The sequence below is a fragment of the Mammaliicoccus sciuri genome (assembly GCF_025561425.1).
Lineage (GTDB): Bacteria > Bacillota > Bacilli > Staphylococcales > Staphylococcaceae > Mammaliicoccus > Mammaliicoccus sciuri_A.
The window spans coordinates 925,355-948,703 of the sequence record NZ_CP094824.1; the positions used below are offsets into that span (position 1 = coordinate 925,355).

The 23,349-nt window shown below is 35.3% G+C and carries 21 protein-coding genes and 2 rRNA genes; 9 read left to right on the plus strand and 14 right to left on the minus strand.

Annotation, left to right across the window (positions count from 1 at the left end):
• Nucleotides 1–121 precede the first annotated feature (121 nt).
• Both MUA60_RS04705 and rrf read left to right on the plus strand, forming a co-directional pair.
• Nucleotides 122–3,048 (plus strand): 23S ribosomal RNA (locus MUA60_RS04705).
• An 83-nt stretch (nt 3,049–3,131) separates the two neighbouring features.
• Nucleotides 3,132–3,246, plus strand: a 5S ribosomal RNA gene (gene rrf, locus MUA60_RS04710).
• Between the two features lie 207 nt (nt 3,247–3,453).
• Here rrf and ilvA read toward each other — a convergent pair.
• Genes ilvA through ilvD form a run of 9 tightly spaced genes read right to left on the minus strand, consistent with a single transcriptional unit; the run spans nt 3,454 to nt 14,241 of the window.
• On the minus strand, nt 3,454–4,719 hold the full coding sequence (gene ilvA / locus MUA60_RS04715; RefSeq protein WP_262649985.1) for a threonine ammonia-lyase IlvA: 1,266 nt from the start codon (nt 4,717–4,719) through the stop codon (nt 3,454–3,456).
• A 14-nt stretch (nt 4,720–4,733) separates the two neighbouring features.
• Nucleotides 4,734–5,303 (minus strand): 3-isopropylmalate dehydratase small subunit, encoded by a 570-nt coding sequence (leuD, locus tag MUA60_RS04720; RefSeq protein ID WP_262649986.1) that lies wholly within the window; start codon nt 5,301–5,303, stop codon nt 4,734–4,736.
• Nucleotides 5,304–6,677 (minus strand): 3-isopropylmalate dehydratase large subunit, encoded by a 1,374-nt coding sequence (gene leuC / locus MUA60_RS04725; protein ID WP_262649988.1) that lies wholly within the window; start codon nt 6,675–6,677, stop codon nt 5,304–5,306.
• 15 nt (nt 6,678–6,692) lie between these two features.
• Nucleotides 6,693–7,733, minus strand: a complete 1,041-nt coding sequence (gene leuB, locus MUA60_RS04730) for a 3-isopropylmalate dehydrogenase (RefSeq protein WP_204977272.1) — start codon at nt 7,731–7,733, stop codon at nt 6,693–6,695.
• Nucleotides 7,730–9,262, minus strand: a complete 1,533-nt coding sequence (locus MUA60_RS04735) for a 2-isopropylmalate synthase (protein WP_262649989.1) — start codon at nt 9,260–9,262, stop codon at nt 7,730–7,732. The genes leuB and MUA60_RS04735 overlap by 4 nt, the downstream gene beginning before the upstream one ends.
• A gap of 29 nt (nt 9,263–9,291) precedes the next feature.
• A complete protein-coding gene (ilvC, locus tag MUA60_RS04740; RefSeq protein WP_262649992.1) occupies nt 9,292–10,299 on the minus strand; it encodes a ketol-acid reductoisomerase in 1,008 nt (335 codons plus the stop codon).
• Nucleotides 10,300–10,333: 34 nt separating this feature from the next.
• Entirely contained in the window at nt 10,334–10,807 is a 474-nt protein-coding gene (gene ilvN / locus MUA60_RS04745) for an acetolactate synthase small subunit (RefSeq protein ID WP_025905048.1), read from the minus strand.
• A complete protein-coding gene (ilvB, locus tag MUA60_RS04750) occupies nt 10,807–12,540 on the minus strand; it encodes a biosynthetic-type acetolactate synthase large subunit (protein ID WP_262649993.1) in 1,734 nt (577 codons plus the stop codon). Before ilvB ends, ilvN begins: the two co-directional genes overlap by 1 nt.
• 12 nt (nt 12,541–12,552) lie before the next feature.
• Entirely contained in the window at nt 12,553–14,241 is a 1,689-nt protein-coding gene (gene ilvD / locus MUA60_RS04755) for a dihydroxy-acid dehydratase (protein WP_025905050.1), read from the minus strand.
• A 448-nt stretch (nt 14,242–14,689) separates the two neighbouring features.
• On the opposite strand from ilvD, the gene tsaE reads away from it, so the two are divergent.
• The 5 genes from tsaE (at nt 14,690) to MUA60_RS04780 (ending at nt 17,744) form a co-directional block, all read left to right on the plus strand.
• Nucleotides 14,690–15,148 (plus strand): tRNA (adenosine(37)-N6)-threonylcarbamoyltransferase complex ATPase subunit type 1 TsaE, encoded by a 459-nt coding sequence (tsaE, locus tag MUA60_RS04760; RefSeq protein WP_025905051.1) that lies wholly within the window; start codon nt 14,690–14,692, stop codon nt 15,146–15,148.
• Nucleotides 15,129–15,794: a tRNA (adenosine(37)-N6)-threonylcarbamoyltransferase complex dimerization subunit type 1 TsaB gene (tsaB, locus tag MUA60_RS04765; protein WP_262649995.1), complete on the plus strand. Its 666-nt coding sequence runs from the start codon at nt 15,129–15,131 to the stop codon at nt 15,792–15,794. Before tsaE ends, tsaB begins: the two co-directional genes overlap by 20 nt.
• A complete protein-coding gene (gene rimI / locus MUA60_RS04770) occupies nt 15,767–16,234 on the plus strand; it encodes a ribosomal protein S18-alanine N-acetyltransferase (protein ID WP_262649997.1) in 468 nt (155 codons plus the stop codon). Before tsaB ends, rimI begins: the two co-directional genes overlap by 28 nt.
• Entirely contained in the window at nt 16,227–17,240 is a 1,014-nt protein-coding gene (gene tsaD / locus MUA60_RS04775; RefSeq protein ID WP_262649998.1) for a tRNA (adenosine(37)-N6)-threonylcarbamoyltransferase complex transferase subunit TsaD, read from the plus strand. The genes rimI and tsaD overlap by 8 nt, the downstream gene beginning before the upstream one ends.
• Nucleotides 17,241–17,315: 75 nt before the next feature.
• Nucleotides 17,316–17,744: a VOC family protein gene (locus tag MUA60_RS04780; RefSeq protein ID WP_037589607.1), complete on the plus strand. Its 429-nt coding sequence runs from the start codon at nt 17,316–17,318 to the stop codon at nt 17,742–17,744.
• Nucleotides 17,745–17,780: 36 nt separating this feature from the next.
• Here the strand turns inward: MUA60_RS04780 and MUA60_RS04785 are convergent, their stop codons facing one another.
• The 5 genes from MUA60_RS04785 to MUA60_RS04805 all read right to left on the minus strand — a co-directional run bounded on the left by MUA60_RS04785 (nt 17,781) and on the right by MUA60_RS04805 (nt 22,172).
• Nucleotides 17,781–17,924, minus strand: a complete 144-nt coding sequence (locus MUA60_RS04785) for a hypothetical protein (RefSeq protein ID WP_164961626.1) — start codon at nt 17,922–17,924, stop codon at nt 17,781–17,783.
• A 319-nt stretch (nt 17,925–18,243) separates the two neighbouring features.
• Nucleotides 18,244–19,425, minus strand: a complete 1,182-nt coding sequence (locus tag MUA60_RS04790; RefSeq protein WP_262650000.1) for a tyrosine-type recombinase/integrase — start codon at nt 19,423–19,425, stop codon at nt 18,244–18,246.
• A 269-nt stretch (nt 19,426–19,694) separates the two neighbouring features.
• Nucleotides 19,695–20,519 carry an Abi family protein gene (locus MUA60_RS04795; protein WP_262650001.1) on the minus strand — a complete coding sequence of 275 codons (825 nt, stop codon included), beginning with the start codon at nt 20,517–20,519 and terminating at the stop codon, nt 19,695–19,697.
• 109 nt (nt 20,520–20,628) lie between these two features.
• Nucleotides 20,629–21,033 (minus strand): hypothetical protein, encoded by a 405-nt coding sequence (locus MUA60_RS04800; protein WP_262650003.1) that lies wholly within the window; start codon nt 21,031–21,033, stop codon nt 20,629–20,631.
• Nucleotides 21,034–21,410: 377 nt separating this feature from the next.
• Nucleotides 21,411–22,172 (minus strand): helix-turn-helix domain-containing protein, encoded by a 762-nt coding sequence (locus tag MUA60_RS04805; RefSeq protein ID WP_262650004.1) that lies wholly within the window; start codon nt 22,170–22,172, stop codon nt 21,411–21,413.
• A gap of 63 nt (nt 22,173–22,235) precedes the next feature.
• Here MUA60_RS04805 and MUA60_RS04810 point away from each other — a divergent pair, with 63 nt between their 5' ends.
• Together MUA60_RS04810 and MUA60_RS04815 are read left to right on the plus strand one after the other, a co-directional pair.
• Nucleotides 22,236–22,580 (plus strand): helix-turn-helix transcriptional regulator, encoded by a 345-nt coding sequence (locus tag MUA60_RS04810; protein WP_262650005.1) that lies wholly within the window; start codon nt 22,236–22,238, stop codon nt 22,578–22,580.
• A 15-nt stretch (nt 22,581–22,595) separates the two neighbouring features.
• The gene (locus tag MUA60_RS04815) at nt 22,596–23,342 is read left to right on the plus strand and encodes a phage antirepressor KilAC domain-containing protein (protein ID WP_262650006.1); all 747 of its coding nucleotides are present in this window, start codon (nt 22,596–22,598) and stop codon (nt 23,340–23,342) included.
• Nucleotides 23,343–23,349: the final 7 nt, after the last annotated feature.

Here is a 23,349-nt window from a genome sequence, read left to right on the forward strand (position 1 = left end):
CAAAAAACCGAGTGAATTTTTAACGAAATTCAACAAGCTTAATAATCGCGCGTCGTCTTTATAGACGACATCACAGATTAATAACAGTTATTTTCTTAAACATTATGTATAAGAAAATATAGATTAAGTTATTAAGGGCGCACGGTGAATGCCTTGGCACTAGAAGCCGAAGAAGGACGTTACTAACGACGATATGCTTTGGGGAGCTGTAAGTACGCTTTGATCCAGAGATTTCCGAATGGGGAAACCCAGCATGAGTTATGTCATGTTATCCGCATATGAATACATAGTATGCGAGAAGGCACACCCGGAGAACTGAAACATCTTAGTACCCGGAGGAAGAGAAAGAATACTCGATTCCCTGAGTAGCGGCGAGCGAAACGGGAAGAGCCCAAACCAATAGGCTTGCCTATTGGGGTTGTAGGACACTCTATACGGAGTTACAAAGGAAATGATTAGACGAATGGTTTTGGAAAAGCCAACCATAGAAGGTAAAGGTCCTGTAGTCGAAAGTCATTTCTCTCCTGAGTGGATCCTGAGTACGGCGGAACACGTGAAATTCCGTCGGAATCTGGGAGGACCATCTCCCAAGGCTAAATACTCTCTAGTGACCGATAGTGAACCAGTACCGTGAGGGAAAGGTGAAAAGCACCCCGGAAGGGGAGTGAAATAGAACCTGAAACCGTGTGCTTACAAATAGTCAGAGCCCGTTAATGGGTGATGGCGTGCCTTTTGTAGAATGAACCGGCGAGTTACGATTTGATGCAAGGTTAAGCAGTAAATGTGGAGCCGTAGCGAAAGCGAGTCTGAATAGGGCGAATGAGTATCTGGTCGTAGACCCGAAACCAAGTGATCTACCCATGTCCAGGTTGAAGTTCAGGTAACACTGAATGGAGGATCGAACCGACTTACGTTGAAAAGTGAGCGGATGAGGTGTGGGTAGCGGAGAAATTCCAATCGAACTTGGAGATAGCTGGTTCTCTCCGAAATAGCTTTAGGGTTAGCCTCAAGTGATGATTATTGGAGGTAGAGCACTGTTTGGACGAGGGGCCCCTCTCGGGTTACCGAATTCAGACAAACTCCGAATGCCAAATAATTTAACTTGGGAGTCAGACTATGGGTGATAAGGTCCGTAGTCGAAAGGGAAACAGCCCAGACCACCAGCTAAGGTCCCAAAATATATGTTAAGTGGAAAAGGATGTGGTGTTGCCCAGACAACTAGGATGTTGGCTTAGAAGCAGCCATCATTTAAAGAGTGCGTAATAGCTCACTAGTCGAGTGACACTGCGCCGAAAATGTACCGGGGCTAAACATATTACCGAAGCTGTGGATTATCCGTAAGGATAGTGGTAGGAGAGCGTTCTAAACGTGTCGAAGCATGATCGTAAGGACATGTGGAATGTTTAGAAGTGAGAATGCCGGTGTGAGTAGCGAAAGATGGGTGAGAATCCCATCCACCGATTGACTAAGGTTTCCAGAGGAAGGCTCGTCCGCTCTGGGTTAGTCGGGACCTAAGCCGAGGCCGATAGGCGTAGGCGATGGATAACAGGTAGATATTCCTGTACCACCTATGATTGTTTGAACGATGGGGGGACGCAGTAGGATAGGCGAAGCGTGCTGTTGGAGTGCACGTCCAAGCAATAAGACTGAGTGTTAGGCAAATCCGGCACTCGTAAGGTTGAGTTGTGATGGGGAGTTGGATTATATATCCGACGAGTCGTTGATTTCACACTGCCAAGAAAAGCCTCTAGTTAGAAAATAGGTGCCCGTACCGCAAACCGACACAGGTAGTCAAGATGAGAATTCTAAGGTGAGCGAGCGAACTCTCGTTAAGGAACTCGGCAAAATGACCCCGTAACTTCGGGAGAAGGGGTGCTTTTTAGGGTGCAAGCCTTGAAGAGCCGCAGTGAATAGGCCCAAGCGACTGTTTATCAAAAACACAGGTCTCTGCTAAACCGTAAGGTGATGTATAGGGGCTGACGCCTGCCCGGTGCTGGAAGGTTAAGAGGAGTGGTTAGCTTCTGCGAAGCTACGAATCGAAGCCCCAGTAAACGGCGGCCGTAACTATAACGGTCCTAAGGTAGCGAAATTCCTTGTCGGGTAAGTTCCGACCCGCACGAAAGGCGTAACGATTTGGGCACTGTCTCAACGAGAGACTCGGTGAAATCATAGTACCTGTGAAGATGCAGGTTACCCGCGACAGGACGGAAAGACCCCGTGGAGCTTTACTGTAGCCTGATATTGAAATTTGGCACAGCTTGTACAGGATAGGTAGGAGCCTTTGAAACGTGAGCGCTAGCTTACGTGGAGGCGCTGGTGGGATACTACCCTGGCTGTGTTGACTTTCTAACCCGCACCATTTGATCATGGTGGGAGACAGTGTCAGGCGGGCAGTTTGACTGGGGCGGTCGCCTCCTAAAGAGTAACGGAGGCGCTCAAAGGTTCCCTCAGAATGGTTGGAAATCATTCGCAGAGTGTAAAGGCACAAGGGAGCTTGACTGCGAGACCTACAAGTCGAGCAGGGTCGAAAGACGGACTTAGTGATCCGGTGGTTCCGCATGGAAGGGCCATCGCTCAACGGATAAAAGCTACCCCGGGGATAACAGGCTTATCTCCCCCAAGAGTTCACATCGACGGGGAGGTTTGGCACCTCGATGTCGGCTCATCGCATCCTGGGGCTGTAGTCGGTCCCAAGGGTTGGGCTGTTCGCCCATTAAAGCGGTACGCGAGCTGGGTTCAGAACGTCGTGAGACAGTTCGGTCCCTATCCGTCGTGGGCGTAGGAAATTTGAGAGGAGCTGTCCTTAGTACGAGAGGACCGGGATGGACATACCTCTGGTGTACCAGTTGTCGCGCCAGCGGCATAGCTGGGTAGCTATGTATGGACGGGATAAGTGCTGAAAGCATCTAAGCATGAAGCCCCCCTCAAGATGAGATTTCCCAACTTCGGTTATAAGATCCCTCAAAGATGATGAGGTTAATAGGTTCGGGGTGTAAGCGCAGTAATGTGTGTAGCTGACGAATACTAATCGATCGAAGACTTAATCAAATTTAAATCGGTTTTAGCCGTAAAATCTACTTACTATCTAGTTTTGAATGTACAATACATTCATCATAAGTTATTACTATTTGTCTGGTGACGATAGCAAAGAGGTCACACCTGTTCCCATGCCGAACACAGAAGTTAAGCTCTTTAGCGCCGATGGTAGTTGGGCTTACGTTCCGCGAGAGTAGGACGTTGCCGGGCAAATATTTATAAATGGGTGCGATGAGCCGCACTCGAGACCTGTTAGGTCTCTTTTTTATGATTAAATTTAGTTGAAATAAAGTAGAAGATAAAGGGCATGTATACAGCACATAATAAATAATGATATAACAGGGTTTATATCAAAAAAACATCTCATTTCTTTCTGTAATAAACAGAGAAATGAGATGTTTTAATTGGGGTACGTACTTATATTAGCAATGAATAAAGCATTTTATTCTTATTAATATAGATGTATTTAGGATCAAATTCGCTAACGTTCTTATAAAGTTGGTCTAAATCGTTATGATCTTTTAGTTGAATACCTATAATAACTGAACCTGTATTTTGGCTCGATTTTTTTAAGTATTCAAATTTTGTTATATCATCATTTGGTCCAAGTACTTCGTTAACAAATTCTCTTAATGCTCCTGGTCTTTGTGGGAAGTTAACAATAAAGTAATGTTTCATATCTTCAAATAAAAGTGAGCGTTCCTCAATTTCTTTCATTCGGTTAATATCATTGTTACCACCACTAACAATACAAATAACATTTTTACCTTTAATTTCATTTTTATAATGATTAAGTGCAGTGACGCTTAATGCGCCAGCTGGTTCTGCAATAATAGCTTGTTTAGAGTACATATCTAGGATTGTACTACATACTTCACCTTCATCTACAGCCACAAAATCATCAACAACATTTTTTGAAATTTCGAATGTTAATTGTCCAACTTTTCCTACTGAAGCACCATCTACAAATTTATCGATATCCGTTAATGTAACAATTTTATTAGCTTTAACAGATTGAGCCATACTACTTGCTCCAAGTGGTTCTACACCAATGACTTGTGTAGTAGGTATTGTATCTTTAAGATAAGTGCCTACTCCAGAAATTAAGCCACCGCCACCAATTGCAGCGAAGCAATAATCAAATTTGATATCTTCTTCTTCTGCATAGTCTACTATTTCTTTAGCGATCGTACCTTGACCAGCAATTGTATTAATATTATCGAATGGATCAATAAAGCTTAATCCAAATTGTTCAGTATAATCTAACGCATGTTTTAAGCAATCATCAAAAGTATCGCCAATTAATTCTATTTGTACAAATTCACCACCGAAAAATTTAACTTGATTAATTTTTTGAGCTGGTGTTGTTACTGGCATAAATATAACAGCTTTGATTTCGAGTTGTTTAGCCGTGAATGCGATACCTTGTGCATGATTACCTGCGCTCGCACAACTAACGCCATTTGCTCGTTCTTCGTCTGTTAACTGATTAATTGCATAGTACGCACCTCTTAATTTAAAGGAACGTACCCATTGCAAATCTTCTCTTTTTAAATATACATTACAGTCAAACTTCTGTGATAAATACATATCTTTTTCTAAAGGTGTTTGTTTTACTGTATCTTTTAATTTTAAAAATGCTTCTTCTATATCTTCAGCACTTAAACGTGTTTTTAAGGTCATTCTACCACTCCCAATTAGTTGTGCAGTTTTTCATATTGGTTGATCTGTTCTTCATAAGTTAATGTAATAGCAATATCATCTAAACCGTTAACCAATTTATTCTTCCATGTAGCATCTATATCAAAATGATATTTTGCTTCAGGTGTAATAATAAGTTGGTTAGGTAAATCAATCGTTATTTCACTATGTTGCGCTATTGCTTCTCTGTCTTCTTTATTTTCAATTACAATAGGTAACATACCATTTTTAGTACAGTTCATATAAAATATATCACTAAAACTACCTGCTATGATGATTAAGAATCCAAAGTCTTTTAATGCCCAAGCTGCGTGTTCTCTTGATGAGCCACAACCAAAATTATCACCTGAAATGAGTATACTTGCACCTTTGTATTCTGGTTTATTTAAGTTGAAATCTGGATTATCAGATCCATCTTCTAAATAACGCCATTCGTCAAATAAGAAGGGGCCAAAACCAGTTTTAGAAATTCTTTTCAAAAAAGCTTTTGGAATGATTCGATCCGTATCAATATTATCATTGAGTAGGGGAACTGTTTTACCATTAAAAGTATTAATTGGTTCCATTTAAATGACCACCTTTCTAGTATCTACAAATCTTCCGTTAATAGCTGCTGCTGCTGCCATTGCAGGAGATACAAGATGCGTTCTTGCGCCTTTACCTTGACGACCTTCAAAGTTACGGTTACTTGTTGAAGCACAGTGAACACCGTTAGGAACTTGGTCAGGGTTCATTCCTAGACACATTGAACATCCAGGTTCACGCCAATCAAATCCTGATTCTTTGAAAATTTTATCTAGACCAAGCGCTTCTGCTTGAAGTTTAACACTTCTAGATCCAGGAACGACTATTGCTGTAATATCTTGATGGACTTTATGACCATCTACAATTTTACTTGCTTCAATAAGATCTGAAAGTCTTGCATTTGTACAAGAACCAAGGAAAACATAACCTAGAGGAATATCTTTAGCAGTTTGACCTGGTTGAAGGCCCATGTAATTATAGGCTCTTTCATCATTTAAATCCTTAATTTCTGGGAATGGTGTATTAAAACTAACACCCATTTCAGGACTTGTACCCCAAGTGACTTGTGGTTCAAGATCACTTACGTCTACAGTAATTACTTTATCGTAAGTAGCATCTTCATCTGAATACAAAGTCTTCCAATCTTCAATAGCTGCTTCAAAGTTCTCTGGTTGATATTTACGTCCTCTTACATATTCAAAAGTTGTTTCATCTGGCTTCATCATGCCATATTTAGCACCAGCTTCGATTGCCATATTACAAATTGTCATTCGCTCATCCATTGTCATATTAGAAATAGCTTCACCAGCGAATTCTAAAGCGTAACCAGTACCAAAATCAACTCCGTGTTGATTGATTAAGTATAGGATAATATCTTTAGCATAAACACCAGTTGGCAATGTACCATCAACTTGAATTTTCAAGTTCTTTGGTTTAGTTTGCCATAGTGTTTGAGTTGCAAAAACATGTTCTACTTCACTTGTACCTATACCAAATGCAATAGCTCCAAATGCACCATGCGTTGCAGTATGTGAATCTCCACATACGATAGTTTTACCTGGTTGTGTTAAACCTGTTTCTGGGCCAACCATATGCACGATACCTTGTTCATCTGAACCCATATCAAATAACTTTACACCAAATGCTTCACAGTTTTTTTGCAAAGCACTAATTTGTTTATTAGCAATTTCATCTCTAATATTGAATATATCAACTGTAGGTACATTATGATCCAATGTTCCAAACGTTCGATCGGGACGTCTTACTTTCCTATTTTGTAATCTTAAGCCTTCGAATGCTTGAGGAGATGTAACTTCATGAATAAGGTGTAAGTCGATGTATAATAATTGGGGTTCACCTTCTTTACCAGCTATTATATGTCGATTCCATACTTTATCAAATAATGTTTGAGACATGTCGTTTTCCTCCTTCTAAATATTATTTTTGATTGCTTCGAAGACTTCAGATGTACTGTTATTTCCACCTAAATCTTTAGTTGCAATACCTTTCTTGATTGTGCTAAATACGATATCTTCTAAATACTGAGCGCATTCAGGTTGATGTAAACTTTCTCTAATACACATTGCTAATGATAGTAACATACCACTTGGGTTTGCTTTATTTTGACCAGCTATATCAGGTGCAGAACCATGTATTGGTTCGTATAAACTTGGTCCATTCTCACCAAAACTTGCAGAAGGTGAAAGGCCAAGTGATCCTGGAATAACTGAAGCTTCATCACTTAGAATATCTCCAAATAAATTTTCAGTTACAATAACATCAAACTGTTTAGGATTTGTAATTAAATGCATGCTACATGCGTCTACTAAGAGATGATTAAGTGTGACATCTGGATATTCTTTAGAAACTTGTTCTAATGTTTGTCTCCAAAGTTTTGAAGAGCTTAGTACATTTTCTTTATCTACTGATGTAACGATTTTATTTCGTTTAGTAGCTAGCTGAAATGCAACGTGTGCGATTCTTGTAATTTCTTCTTTAGTATATGCAAGTGTGTCAATTGCTTTTTCATCATCAAAATATTTTGGTTCTCCAAAATACAAGCCACCTGTTAATTCACGTACAATAATAAAATCAGTACCTTTGACGAGTTCTTCTTTTAATGGTGATAAATGTGCAGTTGATTCAGTAACAATTGTTGGTCTAATGTTAGCAAATAATTTCAATGCTTTTCTTATACCTAATAGTCCGTGTTCTGGTCTATTTTTTGGATCAGTCCATTTAGGACCACCAACGGCTCCTAATAATATTGCATCACTATTTTGACAAGCATTTAAAGTTTCTGGAGGTAAAGGCTCGCCATGTTTATCGATGGCGATACCTCCAAAATCTTTAGTGTCTATTTCATAATCAAAATTAAATTTCTTTGATAATAATTCTAGTATTTCAATACTACCTTCTAAAATTTCTGGACCGATTCCATCACCGGGTAGGGCAGTGATTTTGTATGTCATGACTTTACGCCTTCTTTCAATTTGTTTTCACTGTGTTTAGCATGTGCTTCAACATATGCCTTACAAGAAGCATATAGGATATCGTAGTCAATACCGATACCTGTATATACTTCGTCTTCAAATTCTACTTGAACGTGTACTTCAGCTTGAGCATCCGTACCTTCTGTAATAGATTCAATTCGATATTGTTGTAATTCAGGTGTGTAATCAAAAATTCTATCAATTGCATTATAAATTGATGTAATTGAACCTGAACCTATAGATGAGTCTTTATAAGTATTTCCTTCTTTATCTTCAATAACGACAACAGCGCTTTGTAAGCCATTCGATACAAATTGAAGTTGAAGTGCATTTACTTTATAGTATGCATTTTCTTCATGTTCACTACCCTGAAGGATAGCGTGTATATCTCGATCAGTTACTTGTTTTTTCTTATCTGCGACTGATTTGAATTGTTTAAATACTTCCACTTGTTCATCTGGTGAGAGATTATATCCAAGTTCAACTAACTTTTCACTAAATGCGTGTTTACCAGATAGTTTACCAAGTGGTAATGAATTTTTAACAACACCGACAAGTTGAGGTGTCATAATTTCATAAGTTTCTGGGTTTTTCAAAATACCATCTTGATGAATACCAGATTCATGACTGAAGGCATTTTGACCAACGATCGCTTTGTTTCTAGGGACTCGAAGACCTGAATATCTACTTACCATGTCACTTGTGTTTTTAGTTTCAGCTAGATTGATATTAGTAGATAGGTTGTAATGATCTTGTCTAACGTGTAGTGCAAGTGCAATTTCTTCAAGAGCAGTATTACCAGCACGTTCACCGATACCATTAATTGCACCTTCAACTCTTCGTGCACCATTTTCAAAAGCAGATAGGGCATTTGCTACAGCAAGACCTAAATCATCGTGACAATGAGAACTATATATCACTTCATGATCACTTTTAATTGTTTCAATAAGTGTCTTAAAGATTTGACCATATTCTGTAGGATAAGAATAACCAACCGTATCTGGAATATTGATAATATCTGCACCAGCATCAACTGCTGTTTGCACTGCTTTAATTAAAAATGGTAAAGGTGTTCTTGTAGCATCTTCAGGTGAAAATTGAACTTTTTCAAATAATGTTTTTGCATAAGTTACATTTTCAGTAATAGATGCTAAGACTTGTTCTTCAGTCATTTTCAATTTATATTCCAAGTGGATAGGGCTAGTTGCTAAGAAAACATGAATGTGTCTATGTTGTGCTTCTTTTGTTGATTCATGTACAGCATCGATATCTGACTTTTTACATCTAGCTAATCCGCAAACTGCAGTTGTTGTTAATGCTTTAGCAATACTTTCTACTGATTTAAAACTACCTTCACTAGAAGCGGGGAAGCCAGCTTCTATTACATCGACTCCCCATTTTTCTAGTTGTTTAGCAATTTTGAGGCGTTCATCAAATGAAAAACTGACGCCTGGTGTTTGTTCTCCATCTCTTAGTGTTGTATCAAATATTTGAATATGGTCTGACATAATAATCCTCTCCTTAAATTCTACTACTTTTATTTAGTTTGAATACTTTTAGCTTTAACGAATGGCATCATGTCACGTAATTCTCTACCTACTGATTCGATTTGATGTCCTTGTTGCTCTTTACGCATTCTTAGGAATTCTTCGAAGCCATTTTCGTTATCTTTAATGAAGCGATCACTGAAAGCTCCAGTTTGAATATCTTTAAGTACTTCTTTCATATTTTCTTTAACATCAGGTGTGATAACACGTTCACCAGATACATAATCACCAAATTCTGCAGTGTTTGAAATAGAATAACGCATGTTTTCCATTCCGCCTTCATAAATTAAATCAACGATTAATTTCATTTCATGTAATACTTCGAAGTAAGCAATTTCTGGTTGGTAGCCAGCTTCAACTAATGTTTCGAAACCAGATTGGATAAGTTTCGTTACACCACCACAAAGTACTGCTTGTTCACCGAATAAATCAGTTTCAGTTTCTTCTTCAAAGCTTGTACCGATAACACCAGCTCTAGTAGCACCGATACCTTTTGCATAGCTTAATGCTAATTGAGTTGCTTTGCCTGTAGCATCTTGATATACAGCGTATAGTGCAGGTACAGCACTTCCTTCAGTAAATGTACGTCTAACTAGGTGACCTGGTCCTTTTGGTGCAACTAAGAATACATCTACGTTTGCTGGTGGTTGAATAACTTTAAAATGAATATTAAATCCATGAGCAAATACTAAAGCATTTCCTTCATCTAAGTTAGGTTCAATTTCTTCTTTATAAACTTGTCCTTGAATTTCATCTGGTAATAGAATCATTACAACGTCAGATTGTTTTACAGCTTCATCTACTGGATATACTTCAAAACCATCTTCTTTAGCTTGATCAAATGATTTACCTGGACGAATACCAATTACAACATCATAACCGTTATCTTTTAAGTTCTGTGCATGTGCATGTCCTTGTGAACCATATCCAACTACTGCGATTTTCTTACCTTGTAATGCGTCCTCTGTTACCGTGTTGTCATAAAATACTTTAGTCATAATAAATGCCTCCATTAATTTGTTTTATTTTGTATTATAGTAATCCTGCAGAACCTGTTCGTGACACTTGTGTCACAGGATATATTTTTAAATCATCCAATAGATTTTCTATTGTTTGATGGGTTCCAATTGCTTGAATATAAATATAATCTTCTAAATCTTTTAAAATGGTTAATTGACCTTCATAAGGCTTAATGATTTTTTCGAACGTTTGATAATCGTCAGGGTGTCCTAACTTGATTAAAATAAGTTCTCTATTAAATAGGTTGTTATCTGTAATATCTAGGGCAGATATTACATTTACTTGCTTTTCTAACTGCTTAATAATTGTTTCTGTACTACTTTCATCTGAAACATCCACAATAAATGTAATATTTGTGATGCCCTCTGTTTCAGTAGGCGTTGCAGAAAGAGAAACAATGTTGTATTGTCTCCTTACAAAAATACTTGTAAGTCGGTTGAGTGTACCCGCTCTATCGAGTACTTGAGTCTTAATTGTTCTTTTCATTATTCAACGCCCTCCATTTTGTAGTTTGGTTGTCCACTTGGAACCATTGGAAGTACTGGTTCAGAAGGGGAAATTCTAATTTCCATTAAGGCTGGGCCTTTATGAGCGAATGCTTCATCAAGTGTAGATTCTAATTTGTCGTTAGAATCAATCATGAAAGCTTTAACACCATAGCTTTCAGAAAGCTTCATAAAGTCAGGCTGCCCAGCAAATACTGAATGAGAAAAACGTTGGCTATAAAATTTATCTTGCCATTGTTTAACCATACCTAAAGCACCATTGTTGATTAATACAATTTTGATGTCATTATCAAATTCATTTAAAATGGCCATTTCTTGGTTAGTCATTTGGAAACCACCGTCACCAACAAAGGCAACAACTGTCTTGTCAGGGTGTGCAAACTTGGCACCCATAGCAGCTGGAATACCGAAGCCCATTGTTCCTAAACCACCGCTTGTAATAATTTGACCATGTGTTTTAAATGGATAATATTGTGCAACCCACATTTGATGTTGACCTACGTCAGTTGCAACAAGGGCATCTCCGTTTGTAATCTTTCCGATATACTCAATTGCTTGTTGTGGCTTAATGAAGTCATCAGTTGGTTTGTCATATCTAAATGGATATGTTGCTTTATTAGATAGACAATGTTCATACCATTCATGATGGATAAGCTCATGAGCATCATATTCTAATAGTGCTTCTAATGTTTGTTTTGCATCGGCAATAATACCTAAATCTGTAGGAATGATTTTGTTAATTTCACATGGATCGATATCTACATGAATAACTTTAGCGTCTTTTGCGAATTCATCTGGGTTACTTGCTAGACGATCATCAAATCGACTTCCAAAGTTAATTAACAAATCACATTCTGTTAATGCCATGTTACTTGCATATGAACCATGCATACCGCCCATACCTAAGAATAATGGGTCAGAGTAAGGGGTAGAACCTAATCCAAGCAAAGTGTTTACAACAGGAATTTTATATTTATTAGCAAATGCTGTAAGTTCCTTTGACGCTTCTGCATGGTTAACACCAGCCCCAGCAAGTATAATTGGTTTCTTAGCTAAACGAATCATTTGGATAACTTGTTCAATCTCTTTATCTTCTGGCGTTAAGTTAATATGATATCCAGGTAAATTAAGCTCTCTTGGAGAAACTTCAACTGTTTCTAGAACACCGATATCTTTAGGAAAATCGATTACAACTGGACCTTTACGACCAGTTGAAGCAATATGAAATGCTTCATCAATAATCTTTGGAATATCTTTTACATCTGTAATTTGATAATTATGCTTTGTAATAGGTGTTGTCATAGAGAGTAAATCCGCTTCTTGGAAAGCATCTTTACCAATACCTGGTCTGTGAACTTGTCCAGTAAGTACAACTAATGGAATTGAATCACTCATAGCATCAGCTATTCCTGTAATTGTATTAGTTGCACCAGGTCCACTTGTAACGACTACAACACCTGGTTTACCGGTAACTCTTGCATATCCTTCAGCTGCGTGAACTGCACCTTGCTCGTGTCTCGTAAGAATATGAGGCACTTTACCTTCATAAAAGGCATCATATAAAGGTAAGACAGCACCGCCAGGATATCCAAAGATGTAATCGACTTCTTGATCAATAAAGGATTGGACAAGTAATTCTGCCCCTGTGTAAGTTATTGTCTTTTCTTTAGTTGCTTCATCTGGTTCTTTGTATGATTTAGTAGTTAGTGCCATGCAAATCACTCCTTAAATTAGTTCGTCCGGTACTTTCAAGATGCCTCCTGTATTTGCACTTGTTACAAGGGCAGTGTATCTTGCAAGATAACCAGTCTTAACTTTAGCTTTAAATGGTTCAATGTTTTGTTTTCTAGCATGTAATTCTGCTTCAGAAACATTTACATCTAATGTACGATTCGTTAAATCGATGATAATTTCATCACCGTCTTGGATGAGTCCGATAGGTCCACCCGCGGCAGCTTCTGGTGAAATATGGCCGACAGCGATACCTCTTGTTGCACCTGAGAATCGACCATCTGTAATTAATGCAACATCTTTACCTAAACCTCTACCGACGATAGAAGAAGTAGGTGCTAACATTTCTGGCATTCCAGGTCCACCTTTAGGGCCTTCATAACGAATGACAACAACGTGACCCTCTCTAACAGTGTGGTTATCAATTGCTTCAACCGCTTCATCATGTGAACTAAAGCAAATCGCTTTACCGACAAATTTCTTGATTGATGGATCAACACCACCAACTTTAATAGCAGCACCATCTGGCGCGATATTTCCAAATAACATTGATAAGCCACCAGTTTCAGAGAATGGATTATCTCTTGTATGGATGACTTCTGTATTTTTAATTTCACGATGTTCGTTATTTTCTCTTAATGTTTTGCCTGTGACTGTAATACGGTCAGGATGTAAAACATTATCGAGTTTGAGTAATTCACCGATGATAGCTGGTACACCGCCTGCTTCATGTACATCATGCATTGAGTATGAAGAACTTGGTGCAATTTTAGATAGGTAAGGTGTACGTTTAGCTATTTCATTTACTCTATTTAAGTCATAATCGATACCAGCTTCATTTGCTAAAGCTAAAGTATGAAGGACTGTATTTGTAGAACCACCCATTGCCATATCTAAAGCAAATGCGTCATCAATTGCATCTTTAGTAATGATGTCTTTAGGTTTAATGTCTTTTTTAACTAAGTCCATTAGTTTAAAGGCTGCTTCTCTAATTAATTCTCTTCTTTCTTCTCCTACAGCAATAGCTGTTCCGTTATAAGGTAATGCTAATCCTAATACTTCCATTAAGCAGTTCATTGAATTTGCTGTAAACATACCTGCACATGAACCACAAGTAGGGCATGCGTTCTTTTCCATATCTAAGAATTCTTCTTTCGTCATTGAACCACCTTTGAATGATCCAACAGCTTCAAACATCGAAGATAAAGTTAATGCTTTACCAGTTGCAGATAAACCAGCTTTCATTGGGCCACCAGAACAGAAGATAGCGGGTACGTTTGTTCTAACAGATGCTAGTAACATACCAGGTGTAATCTTGTCACAGTTTGGCATGTAGAATACGCCGTCAAACCAGTGTGCGTTAATAACAGTTTCAGCTGCGTCAGCAATAACTTCTCTACTTGGTAATGAGTAGCGCATCCCGATGTGACCCATTGCTATACCATCGTCAACACCGATTGTATTGAATTCAAATGGAATACCACCTGCTTCTCTAATCGCTTCTTTTGCGATATCCGCCAATTCCCTTAAATGAACATGTCCTGGGACAATATCAATGTAAGAATTGCAAATCGCAATAAATGGTTTATTCATATCCGTCGGGCTCTTGATTTGCCCTGTTGCATGTAATAGGCTTCTTGCAGGTGCTTGGTGATCACCTTTTTTGATCATGTCACTTCTCATAATTACACTCCTCTAGAAAAATAAAAAAGCAACGTCCCAATAAATATGGGACGTTGCTTCGAGTCCCATTCAAGTAGAAATAGGACTTAAACCATACAGTAAATTGAAGCTTACTGTTGTTCGAGTCCTTCTGAGCGTAATAAAATTACTAATATGCTGTATTCGATTGTCAGTTTATTTGCCGTCATTGTGAATTTCATTACAACTCGTCCTTTCTTCTCAAATGTGAACCATATTTTTAGTTAAGATTTTTGAATAGTTAAAAAATTTATGTACTAAATTTAACGCATATCAGAATGCATGTCAACAGAAGATTTAGATTTTTCTAAAAATTTAGATAATGTAAGCGCTTTACTGATAAATAAACCATTCATTACCCAATTAAATAAATATTTGTTATAATAGTTCAGTTAGTTTAAGTAAAGAAAAGGTAGGTGCCAAATTAGTGATTATTCAAGTTGACTCATTAGAAAAAACGCAGCAAATTGCTGAAAAATTAGCTCAAGTTGTAACTGAAAATGATATTATTTTGTTGAATGGAGATTTAGGAGCGGGTAAAACCACTTTTAGCCAATATTTCGGAAAGGCTTTAGGCGTTAAAAGAAACATTAATTCACCTACCTTTAATATAATAAAGTCTTACAAAGGGAGATTGCCTTTTCATCATATGGATTGTTATAGATTAGAAGATAGTGATGAAGATTTAGGATTTGATGAATACTTTAATGATAATGGTGTTACGATTATTGAATGGAGTGAATTTATTCAAGAATATTTACCTAAAGAGCGTTTAGAAATCAACATTAAGTATATTGACGCCGATAAAAGGGTGTTTGAAATTATTTCTAAAGGTGAACATTATAAACAGATAAAGGAAGTGCTAAATGATGACAACATTACTAATTGATACTTCTAATCAACCTTTAGCAGTAGCACTTGTTAAAGATGGAAATGTATTAATCAATTATCAGTCCAATATAAAGAAGAATCATTCATTACAATTAATGCCCGTTATTGAATCGTTAATGGATGAAGCGCAATTAACACCTCAATCATTGTCAGATATAGTAGTTGCCAATGGACCAGGTTCGTATACAGGGTTAAGAATTGGTATTACAACTGCAAAAACGATGGCATATACTTTGGATATTCCTTTATATGAAGTTTCATCTTTAAAAGCGTTAGCAGCAACATACAACAACGAAAATGATCTTATTGTACCTTTATTTGATGCTAGAAGAGATCATGTATTTGCTGGTGTATATCAATATAAAGATGATAAATTAGAAACAATCAAAGAAGATAGTTATATATCTATTGAAGCATTGAATCAATTTTTAAAATCACAAAATCATCCATATATATTTATTGGTCACGATGTATTAAAGTTACAAGATAAGTTAGAAGGTAGAAGTCTTTCAAAATTACCTGATGCTTCAATAATGTATAAAATTAAGGAACAACCGGTGTTAAATGTTCATGAACTAAAACCAAGATATCTAAAATTATCAGAGGCGGAACAAAATTGGAAAAACAATCAAACGAAGCATTAGAAATCAGAAAAATGTCAATTGAAGATGTCCCTCAAGTATACGAAATAGAAAATCATAGTTTTACACAAAGTTCATGGTCTATTGACGCATTCTATCATGAGTTAGAGAAAAATGAATTTGCGCATTATTTTGTTGTATCTATAGGTGAAGAAATCATTGCATATTGTGGATTGTGGTTAGTTATTGATCAAGCACAAATTACGACAATATCTGTTGCCGAGCAATATAGAGGTAATGGAATAGGACAAATGTTATTAGAGTATGTGATGACTTTTGCAAGTGCAACTTGTACAACGATGAGCTTAGAAGTAAGAGTGGATAATGAAGCGGCCAGACACGTTTATGAGAAAGCTGGTTTTACGTATGGTGGCGTTAGGAAAAATTATTATGGCGATGGAGAGGATGCTAAAGTGATGTGGGTGAGTCTAAAAAATGTCTGAATCAATTATATTAAGTATAGAAACAAGTTGTGATGAAACAGCAGCAAGCGTCATAAAAAACGGCAATGAAATTATCAGTAATGAAGTTGTTACACAAATGATGACACATAAAAAATTTGGCGGTGTAGTACCAGAAGTAGCGAGTCGTCAACACGTTGAAGTGATGACAACAGTGATTGATGAAGCTTTGAAAAATGCAAATATGCAAATGGATGACATTGATGCAATAGCCGTAACAGAAGGTCCAGGATTAATTGGTGCTTTACTTGTCGGTGTTGCAAGTGCTAAAGCCTTAGCATTTAGTCATCAAAAGCCACTTATTCCAGTTCATCATATTGCAGGGCATATTTATGCTAATCATCTCGTTAAACCATTAGAATTTCCTTTAATTGCACTAATCGTTTCTGGTGGACATACAGAACTGATTTACATGAAAAATCATTTAGATTTTGAAGTTATAGGTGAAACGCGCGATGATGCAGTCGGTGAGGCATATGACAAAGTTGCTAGAACAATAGGTTTACCATATCCAGGAGGTCCTGAAGTTGATAGACTTGCACAAATCGGTAAAGATACTTTGAATTTCCCTAGAGTATGGTTAGAGAAAGACAGTTATGATTTCAGTTTCAGTGGGTTGAAAAGTGCGGTTATTAATACATTGCATAATAAAAAGCAAAAAAATGAAGAAATCATTAAAGAAGATGTTGCGACTAGTTTCCAAAATAGTGTTGTAGAAGTACTTGTCGGCAAAACAATGGCCGCAGTTAAAGACTATGATGTTCAACAATTAATTGTAGCTGGTGGTGTAGCTGCGAATAAAGGTTTACGTCATGCACTTGAGCAAGAATCAAACAAATTAGGAATAGATCTTAGTATTCCACCATTAAATTTATGTACAGATAATGCTGCTATGATAGGGTCAGTAGCTCATTACTTGTATGAAAATAATCGCTTTTCGAACATGAAATTAAACGGTAAAAGTTCTCTAGATATTGAAGTGTTTTAATACACAATAATTGGAATATTGCACTATAGACGTTATACTCAATATGATATAAAAAGATTGAGGAGGCGTTTTAAATTGGAAGTTAATACTTATTTTAATTTTAAAAATAGTATTGAAGCATTAAAGTTCTACGAAGAAAAATTAGGTGCAACGGATATTATGAGAGTTCCGGGTAACCATGAGATGTTTAAAGATGCACCTGATGAATTTAAATTGCCCGAATCTTTTACAATGAACGCGAGCTTTAACTTATTAGGGAAGACATTTTTATGTAGTGACACTTGGCAAAATAAAGATATCAATAACGAAGGCGCTCAAGCATGTTTTCAGTTTAATTATAACGATGAACAGGATAGAGAAGCTGTTATCGAATTGTTTAAGAAAGCAGAAGAAGCGGGTTGTAAAATTGATATGCCTTTAAACGAGGTAGAGTGGTCACCTCTCTTTGGTTCATTCCAAGATCCATTTGGTGTAACTTGGATGGTAAATGCATATACAGAATAAGATAAAAGGACGTTCAAAAATTTTGAACGTCCTTTTTTATTTGCGTGCGTATTTGCCTTCACTATTCGTATAGTCAGTATAATCTTTTATACGTTGATCATATTCTTCTTTAGTTATAATTTTATGTTTCAATAGTTCCTTAGCTTTCGTTGTATAATTTTCAATGTTAGATTGTTTCATAAATCATCATCCCTTCTGTAGCATACACAAGACCAATTAATCAATGAAATTTAACTCTAAGCACATCATTAACTTCAAAATAAAAGTAGAATTTATAACTAAAGTCTATAAACAAGAAAATTGGTTACATAAATTATAAGTCTTAATTGATATTAAATCTAGCCTAATTGATAAATATATTAATATTTTAGTCATTTCAACATTTAGAATTTAAAATATTTACACGAAATACATGAAGGTCACGTATTCATCATAAAGTCAATACAGAACATTTGTACTTGTGCAAAAAGTCAAGCATGTTCGCCTAAACCCCTTGGTATCAAAGGGATTGAGCGTTGAATGGAATGACTTCCGACACTTCTTCCGACAGTATTTTTGAAAAAGCATCTGAAACATCACGTTTGGCACTATCTATAATATGGCCATAAGTAGACTCAATCATCTTAGGTGTATTACCTAAACGTTCAGCAACATAGAATATAGACTGATTACCTTTTAATAGTAATGTAGCATGAGAATGCCTAAAAGCATGTGCATGGATTTTTATATTTAAATCCTCAGACATCTGATTGAATGCTTGGTAAATGATTGTCCTAGAAATAGGCTTTAATCCATAATTACCAACAAAAATTGCTGAATGGATATCGATAGGTGCATTACGATAAAACGATTTATTCTCGATGTATTTTTGATATTCTTTCAACATTTTTATCAATTCAGGATCTACGTGAATTGTTCTTTTTGAACGTTTCGTTTTTGTTTTTGTAAAATTGTCATGGTCATTTCTAGATTCTCTAATACTGATTGTATTATTTTTGAAATCAATATCTGTCCATCTCAATGCTTGTAGTTCACCAATTCTCATTCCTGTATAGGTGAGGGTATAAACAATGGTTTTATAAACAGGCTCCATACTATCAGCATAATGTAATATGCATTTTAAGGTACTTTGATTATAAAAAATTGGTTGGGTATCTTCTTCTTTAAAATGCATTTTTCCTGATATTTTATTTCGTTTTAATTTTTCGTTATCGACCATGAAATCCAGTATGGCAATAAAAGTACAATAGATGTTATAAGTTGTCCTATAATTCACTCTATCTTGAAGCGGATTGATTAGACTAGTTTGTACCTCATATGGTGTTAATCTGGATAAATAGGTTTTACCTATTAAAGGGATAATGTGATTATTAATATAGTTTTTGTTATTTCTTAACGTTGAGTTTGCCCAGCTGGGGCTTTTAAACTCGAAATACATTTCAGCCGCCTGTTTAACAGTAATCTTGTCTGCTTCTATAACTGAATAATCTTGTTCTTCTATATCTGTTTTTAATAACAAAACTTCTCTATATGCAGCTTTTTCAGTTAAGAATCCACTTTTTTGTTTTTCTTTTCGTTTGCCATCTAAGTAGTATTTGAGTCTATAGCAATAACGTTTATCACCATTTGTGGTCTTATAACTATATACATTTTCATATTTTTTCGAATTAATATATTTCATTGAAACTACCTCCAGTTAAGTTTGGAGACTTGGGGAGGTTGTTAAGTCTTAGGTTATCACCACCTTTCAATTGATTTTTACAAGAAACCCCCACACATGTGAGGTAACTAAATTTCTGTTTATTTTTAATTATAAATATTTATTATTTTAAACATTATTGTTTTTTAATCATTTGTAAAATTTTTAATAAGAAAATCAATAGAATTAACACAAAGTATTTGTTTTATATTTGTTGGTAGTAGATTTTCAATATTATATCTATTCAATAATTATCGGAATTCTAACAGAAATGCATACTTTTCCATTTTGTCATTATTAAGAATTAATAGTGAGATTAACAAACTTAGTAAATCGTTTTTGCCTAATCCTTTTTTACGAAATTTAGTTTTTGATATATTATAGTATGTTTTGATTTCGGTAGGAATAGAATCATAAGTTAAAGAAGTGTCTGCTTGGAATAGAGTTATAGGTGTACCATGTGCAATTTTATTTCTAAAGCTTTTTATTACTCCTAAATATATAGTCACTGGAGAGAGTATTTCAGGAAAGTATTTTTCTATTTCGCTTTTTGTATGATTATTAAATTGGGTGTAAAATATAAGTACTTGTCCAAATGTCATATTTCTCATTAATATCCATGCAGGTATATGATTTTTATTTAATTGGTAATGTATAATTGGATAATTTTCATCATTTTCTATAATTTCATTTATAAAATTTAATTTTGATAATAATTTACCATTTCTATTATGAAAATTTTTGGGATCTAAATATTGCTTTTGATGTACACCAAACTGTTGAGATAAGACATAAGATGTCTTTGTCTTAAAGCTATTTTCCAGACTTAATAACTGCTTGAATATTAACATTTGTACGTCATATTCAAAATGATTGTACATAACTAAATCATTGAATTTTATACCGTCTTTAAAAACATCATTTTCACAGAAAATGGATTTATAAGAATTAATTAACGTGTAATATGAAGTAGTAATTAGAATAGATTTTGCATATTCTTCATCTTGTATAATTAATTTTCTAGATTTTAACAATTCAATTTGTTCATCTAGTGTTTTAAATGGTTTGTCGAACACAGTTATCCTCCTTAAAACCACAAAGACCCAAGTTGACTAATGCCAACTTGGGTCTCGCTTCCCCGTTTCTGATGAATAGGTATCTCAGTTATGGCATTATTATATAATATTAATTTTGATTATGCAATTTTTTAATTGCCGTATTTCCTTTTTTAATAAAAGTTTCATCATTATCGATTAAAGGCTCGATATCATCTTCATCAATTCTAAAATTTCTAGAAATTTTTTTGAATCCTGTTGTATTTCTAGTTAAACCATACAATTCTGGGTAGACTCTGTTTGGTTTGGGAGTACATACGCAAAATTTATCGTACAGACTACTTATAATCACTGTGTCTATTTTAGTAGGAATATAGCCGAGAACCTCTTCAGTATCAACGTCTACAATTTTTTCTGAATCTGAATTAAATATTTCAAATTCATCATTTTCAGTAATTCCTTGTTCTTTGCCTGCATTAATCACAATTTCATTTAGACTTAATATTCTTATTACTTTATATTTCTCACTTTGCATTGGACAAAGCCTCCTTTATTCAAATTCTATATGTTTAAACACTATTTTATGTTGCAACTATTCATCGGTACATACTATATTTTATCTTCTATAAATTATTTTATTTACTAGATGTTAATAAAAAATTGATAGTATCAGTAGTTATCTGTGCATATTCGATTTATAGTTCCGTAGCAAGATAGGTATTTATTAAAATATCACCTAATTTACAATACTAATATAAGTTGGAATTATAGAATGTATATGCTATAAGTGTAGGTTATATATGAAAAACCAGCATTCTATCCATATATCTTATATTTTATCTTTCAAAACTTAACAAAAAAATTAATCACAAACAGTGATTTATCATAAATTATTTTGTTAAAGTAAAAAAATTATTGAACTATCTTACCGATCAGCTTGAATTGATGGTGTGGTTCAACTCTTATTGTTTCATATTTAGGATTTAATGATACTAAATTAACTGAAGCCTCTGTTATTTCAATCTTTTTAATCAATACTGTTCCATCATAGATAACTAAAGCGACTAAACCATCTCTAATTTCAATTGTTTTTCTAACAAAAGAATAAGTATCTCTCTTTATGGCAGGTTCCATAGAATCACCATTAACATAGATACAAAAATCAGCAGTTTCAAGTAGCTCTTCATCTACTTCATTTCTATCAAAATATACTGTTTCTTCAATGATATCGTCATATAAATCTTCTCCAATACCAGCACCAGTAGAACCAATTCTAGGGAAAGCTATCTTTTCATTTTCCGTTCTATTATTATTATATTTTATTTTGTATTCCTCGATAGATGATATCTTATTTGATTTATCTCTTCGTTTTTGTTCCTCGAGTTGTTTCTCAGCGTATGTAAGGACTTTTTGTTGGCGAAGAGGTGTGAGTTGAGAAGAAACATCGTTGATTTTAACTATGATATCTTGATTGTTTGATTCACTAATTAAATCTAGTGGTTCGACTCCAAAAACGTTAGCGATTTCAGGTAACTTATCTAACTTAGGACTTCTAATACCTTTCCTCCATCTTGTAACAGTTGTACGATTTACATCTACTAAAGCAGCCAAATCACTATCACTCATATCTTTTCTGTTCATAAGTCGTTCTAAATTCGAAGAAAATGATGTCATTTTTTATCTCCTTTAAACGTGTTTTGAAATTTATAACTTCATTATATGCCTAAAGTTCCAAAAATGCAACAAAAACATAAATTAATGTGTAGAGTAAAAAAATATGTTAAAAACACTTGCAATTTTGGAACAATAGGTTTAGTATTGTTGTCAGGATGTGTTCCAAAAATGCACAAAGATTTATATAGCTTTCGCAAAACAGCTAAAAAAAATCAAGACTATATGGGGAAGCTAATAGGTGTTTCAGGTCAACAATATGGAAAAAGAGAACGTGGGGAAATACCAATCAGTTTAGATGAAGCTATGGTTTTTTCTAAAGAACTCAAAATCCCCATTCAAGAGTTGTTTCCAGAATATTTTTTTTTCAAACAAGTTCCAAAAATGCACAAAAAGCCAAACCTGACTTAAAAGGAGGATAAAACAATGCAAGATTTACAGACCAAACCTGACATCGGAAAGATGTTCAATATTCAAGAAAAAGCAAATGGAGAAATTGCTATTAGTGCAAGAGAACTATATGGTGCTTTGAATGTTAAAAAACGTTTCAGCGAATGGGCTAAAACAAATTTAAAACATTTTAAAAAAGACCAAGATTTTACAAGTGTACTTACAAGTACGGTTGTTAACAACGGTGCGGTAAGACAATTAGATGATTACGCTTTAACACTAGATGTGGCAAAGCATATCGCGATGATGTCAGGCACTCAAAAAGGATTTGAATTTCGCGACTATTTCATCCAAGTCGAAAAAGCATGGAACAGTCCTGAAATGGTAATGCAGAGAGCTTTGAAGATTGCTAATAACACAATCAATCAACTTGAAGCAAAGATTGAGAAAGACAAACCTAAAATCGTATTTGCTGATGCGGTGGCTACTACTAAAACATCAATTCTGGTTGGTGAGTTAGCGAAGATTATCAAACAAAATGGTGTAGATATTGGTCAACGTAGATTATTTGAATGGTTACGCCAAAATGGATTCCTCATTAAACGTAAGGGCATTGATTACAACATGCCGACACAGTACTCAATGGAAAGAGAACTATTTGAAATCAAAGAAACAACAATCAGTCATTCAGATGGGCATACATCAATTAGTAAGACACCAAAAGTTACTGGAAAAGGACAGCAGTACTTTGTTAATAAGTTTTTAGGAGAACAACCAACTTAAAGGAGGA

Coding starts and splice junctions, on each gene's coding strand:
- ilvA (WP_262649985.1), bottom strand. CDS start 4,719: ATGACCTTAAAAACACGTTTAAGTGCTGAAGATATAGAAGAAGCATTT.
- leuD (WP_262649986.1), bottom strand. CDS start 5,303: ATGGAACCAATTAATACTTTTAATGGTAAAACAGTTCCCCTACTCAAT.
- leuC (WP_262649988.1), bottom strand. CDS start 6,677: ATGTCTCAAACATTATTTGATAAAGTATGGAATCGACATATAATAGCT.
- leuB (WP_204977272.1), bottom strand. CDS start 7,733: ATGACATACAAAATCACTGCCCTACCCGGTGATGGAATCGGTCCAGAA.
- MUA60_RS04735 (WP_262649989.1), bottom strand. CDS start 9,262: ATGTCAGACCATATTCAAATATTTGATACAACACTAAGAGATGGAGAA.
- ilvC (WP_262649992.1), bottom strand. CDS start 10,299: ATGACTAAAGTATTTTATGACAACACGGTAACAGAGGACGCATTACAA.
- ilvN (WP_025905048.1), bottom strand. CDS start 10,807: ATGAAAAGAACAATTAAGACTCAAGTACTCGATAGAGCGGGTACACTC.
- ilvB (WP_262649993.1), bottom strand. CDS start 12,540: ATGGCACTAACTACTAAATCATACAAAGAACCAGATGAAGCAACTAAA.
- ilvD (WP_025905050.1), bottom strand. CDS start 14,241: ATGAGAAGTGACATGATCAAAAAAGGTGATCACCAAGCACCTGCAAGA.
- tsaB (WP_262649995.1), top strand. CDS start 15,129: ATGACAACATTACTAATTGATACTTCTAATCAACCTTTAGCAGTAGCA.
- tsaD (WP_262649998.1), top strand. CDS start 16,227: ATGTCTGAATCAATTATATTAAGTATAGAAACAAGTTGTGATGAAACA.
- MUA60_RS04785 (WP_164961626.1), bottom strand. CDS start 17,924: ATGAAACAATCTAACATTGAAAATTATACAACGAAAGCTAAGGAACTA.
- MUA60_RS04790 (WP_262650000.1), bottom strand. CDS start 19,425: ATGAAATATATTAATTCGAAAAAATATGAAAATGTATATAGTTATAAG.
- MUA60_RS04800 (WP_262650003.1), bottom strand. CDS start 21,033: ATGCAAAGTGAGAAATATAAAGTAATAAGAATATTAAGTCTAAATGAA.
- MUA60_RS04805 (WP_262650004.1), bottom strand. CDS start 22,172: ATGACATCATTTTCTTCGAATTTAGAACGACTTATGAACAGAAAAGAT.
- MUA60_RS04810 (WP_262650005.1), top strand. CDS start 22,236: ATGCAACAAAAACATAAATTAATGTGTAGAGTAAAAAAATATGTTAAA.
- MUA60_RS04815 (WP_262650006.1), top strand. CDS start 22,596: ATGCAAGATTTACAGACCAAACCTGACATCGGAAAGATGTTCAATATT.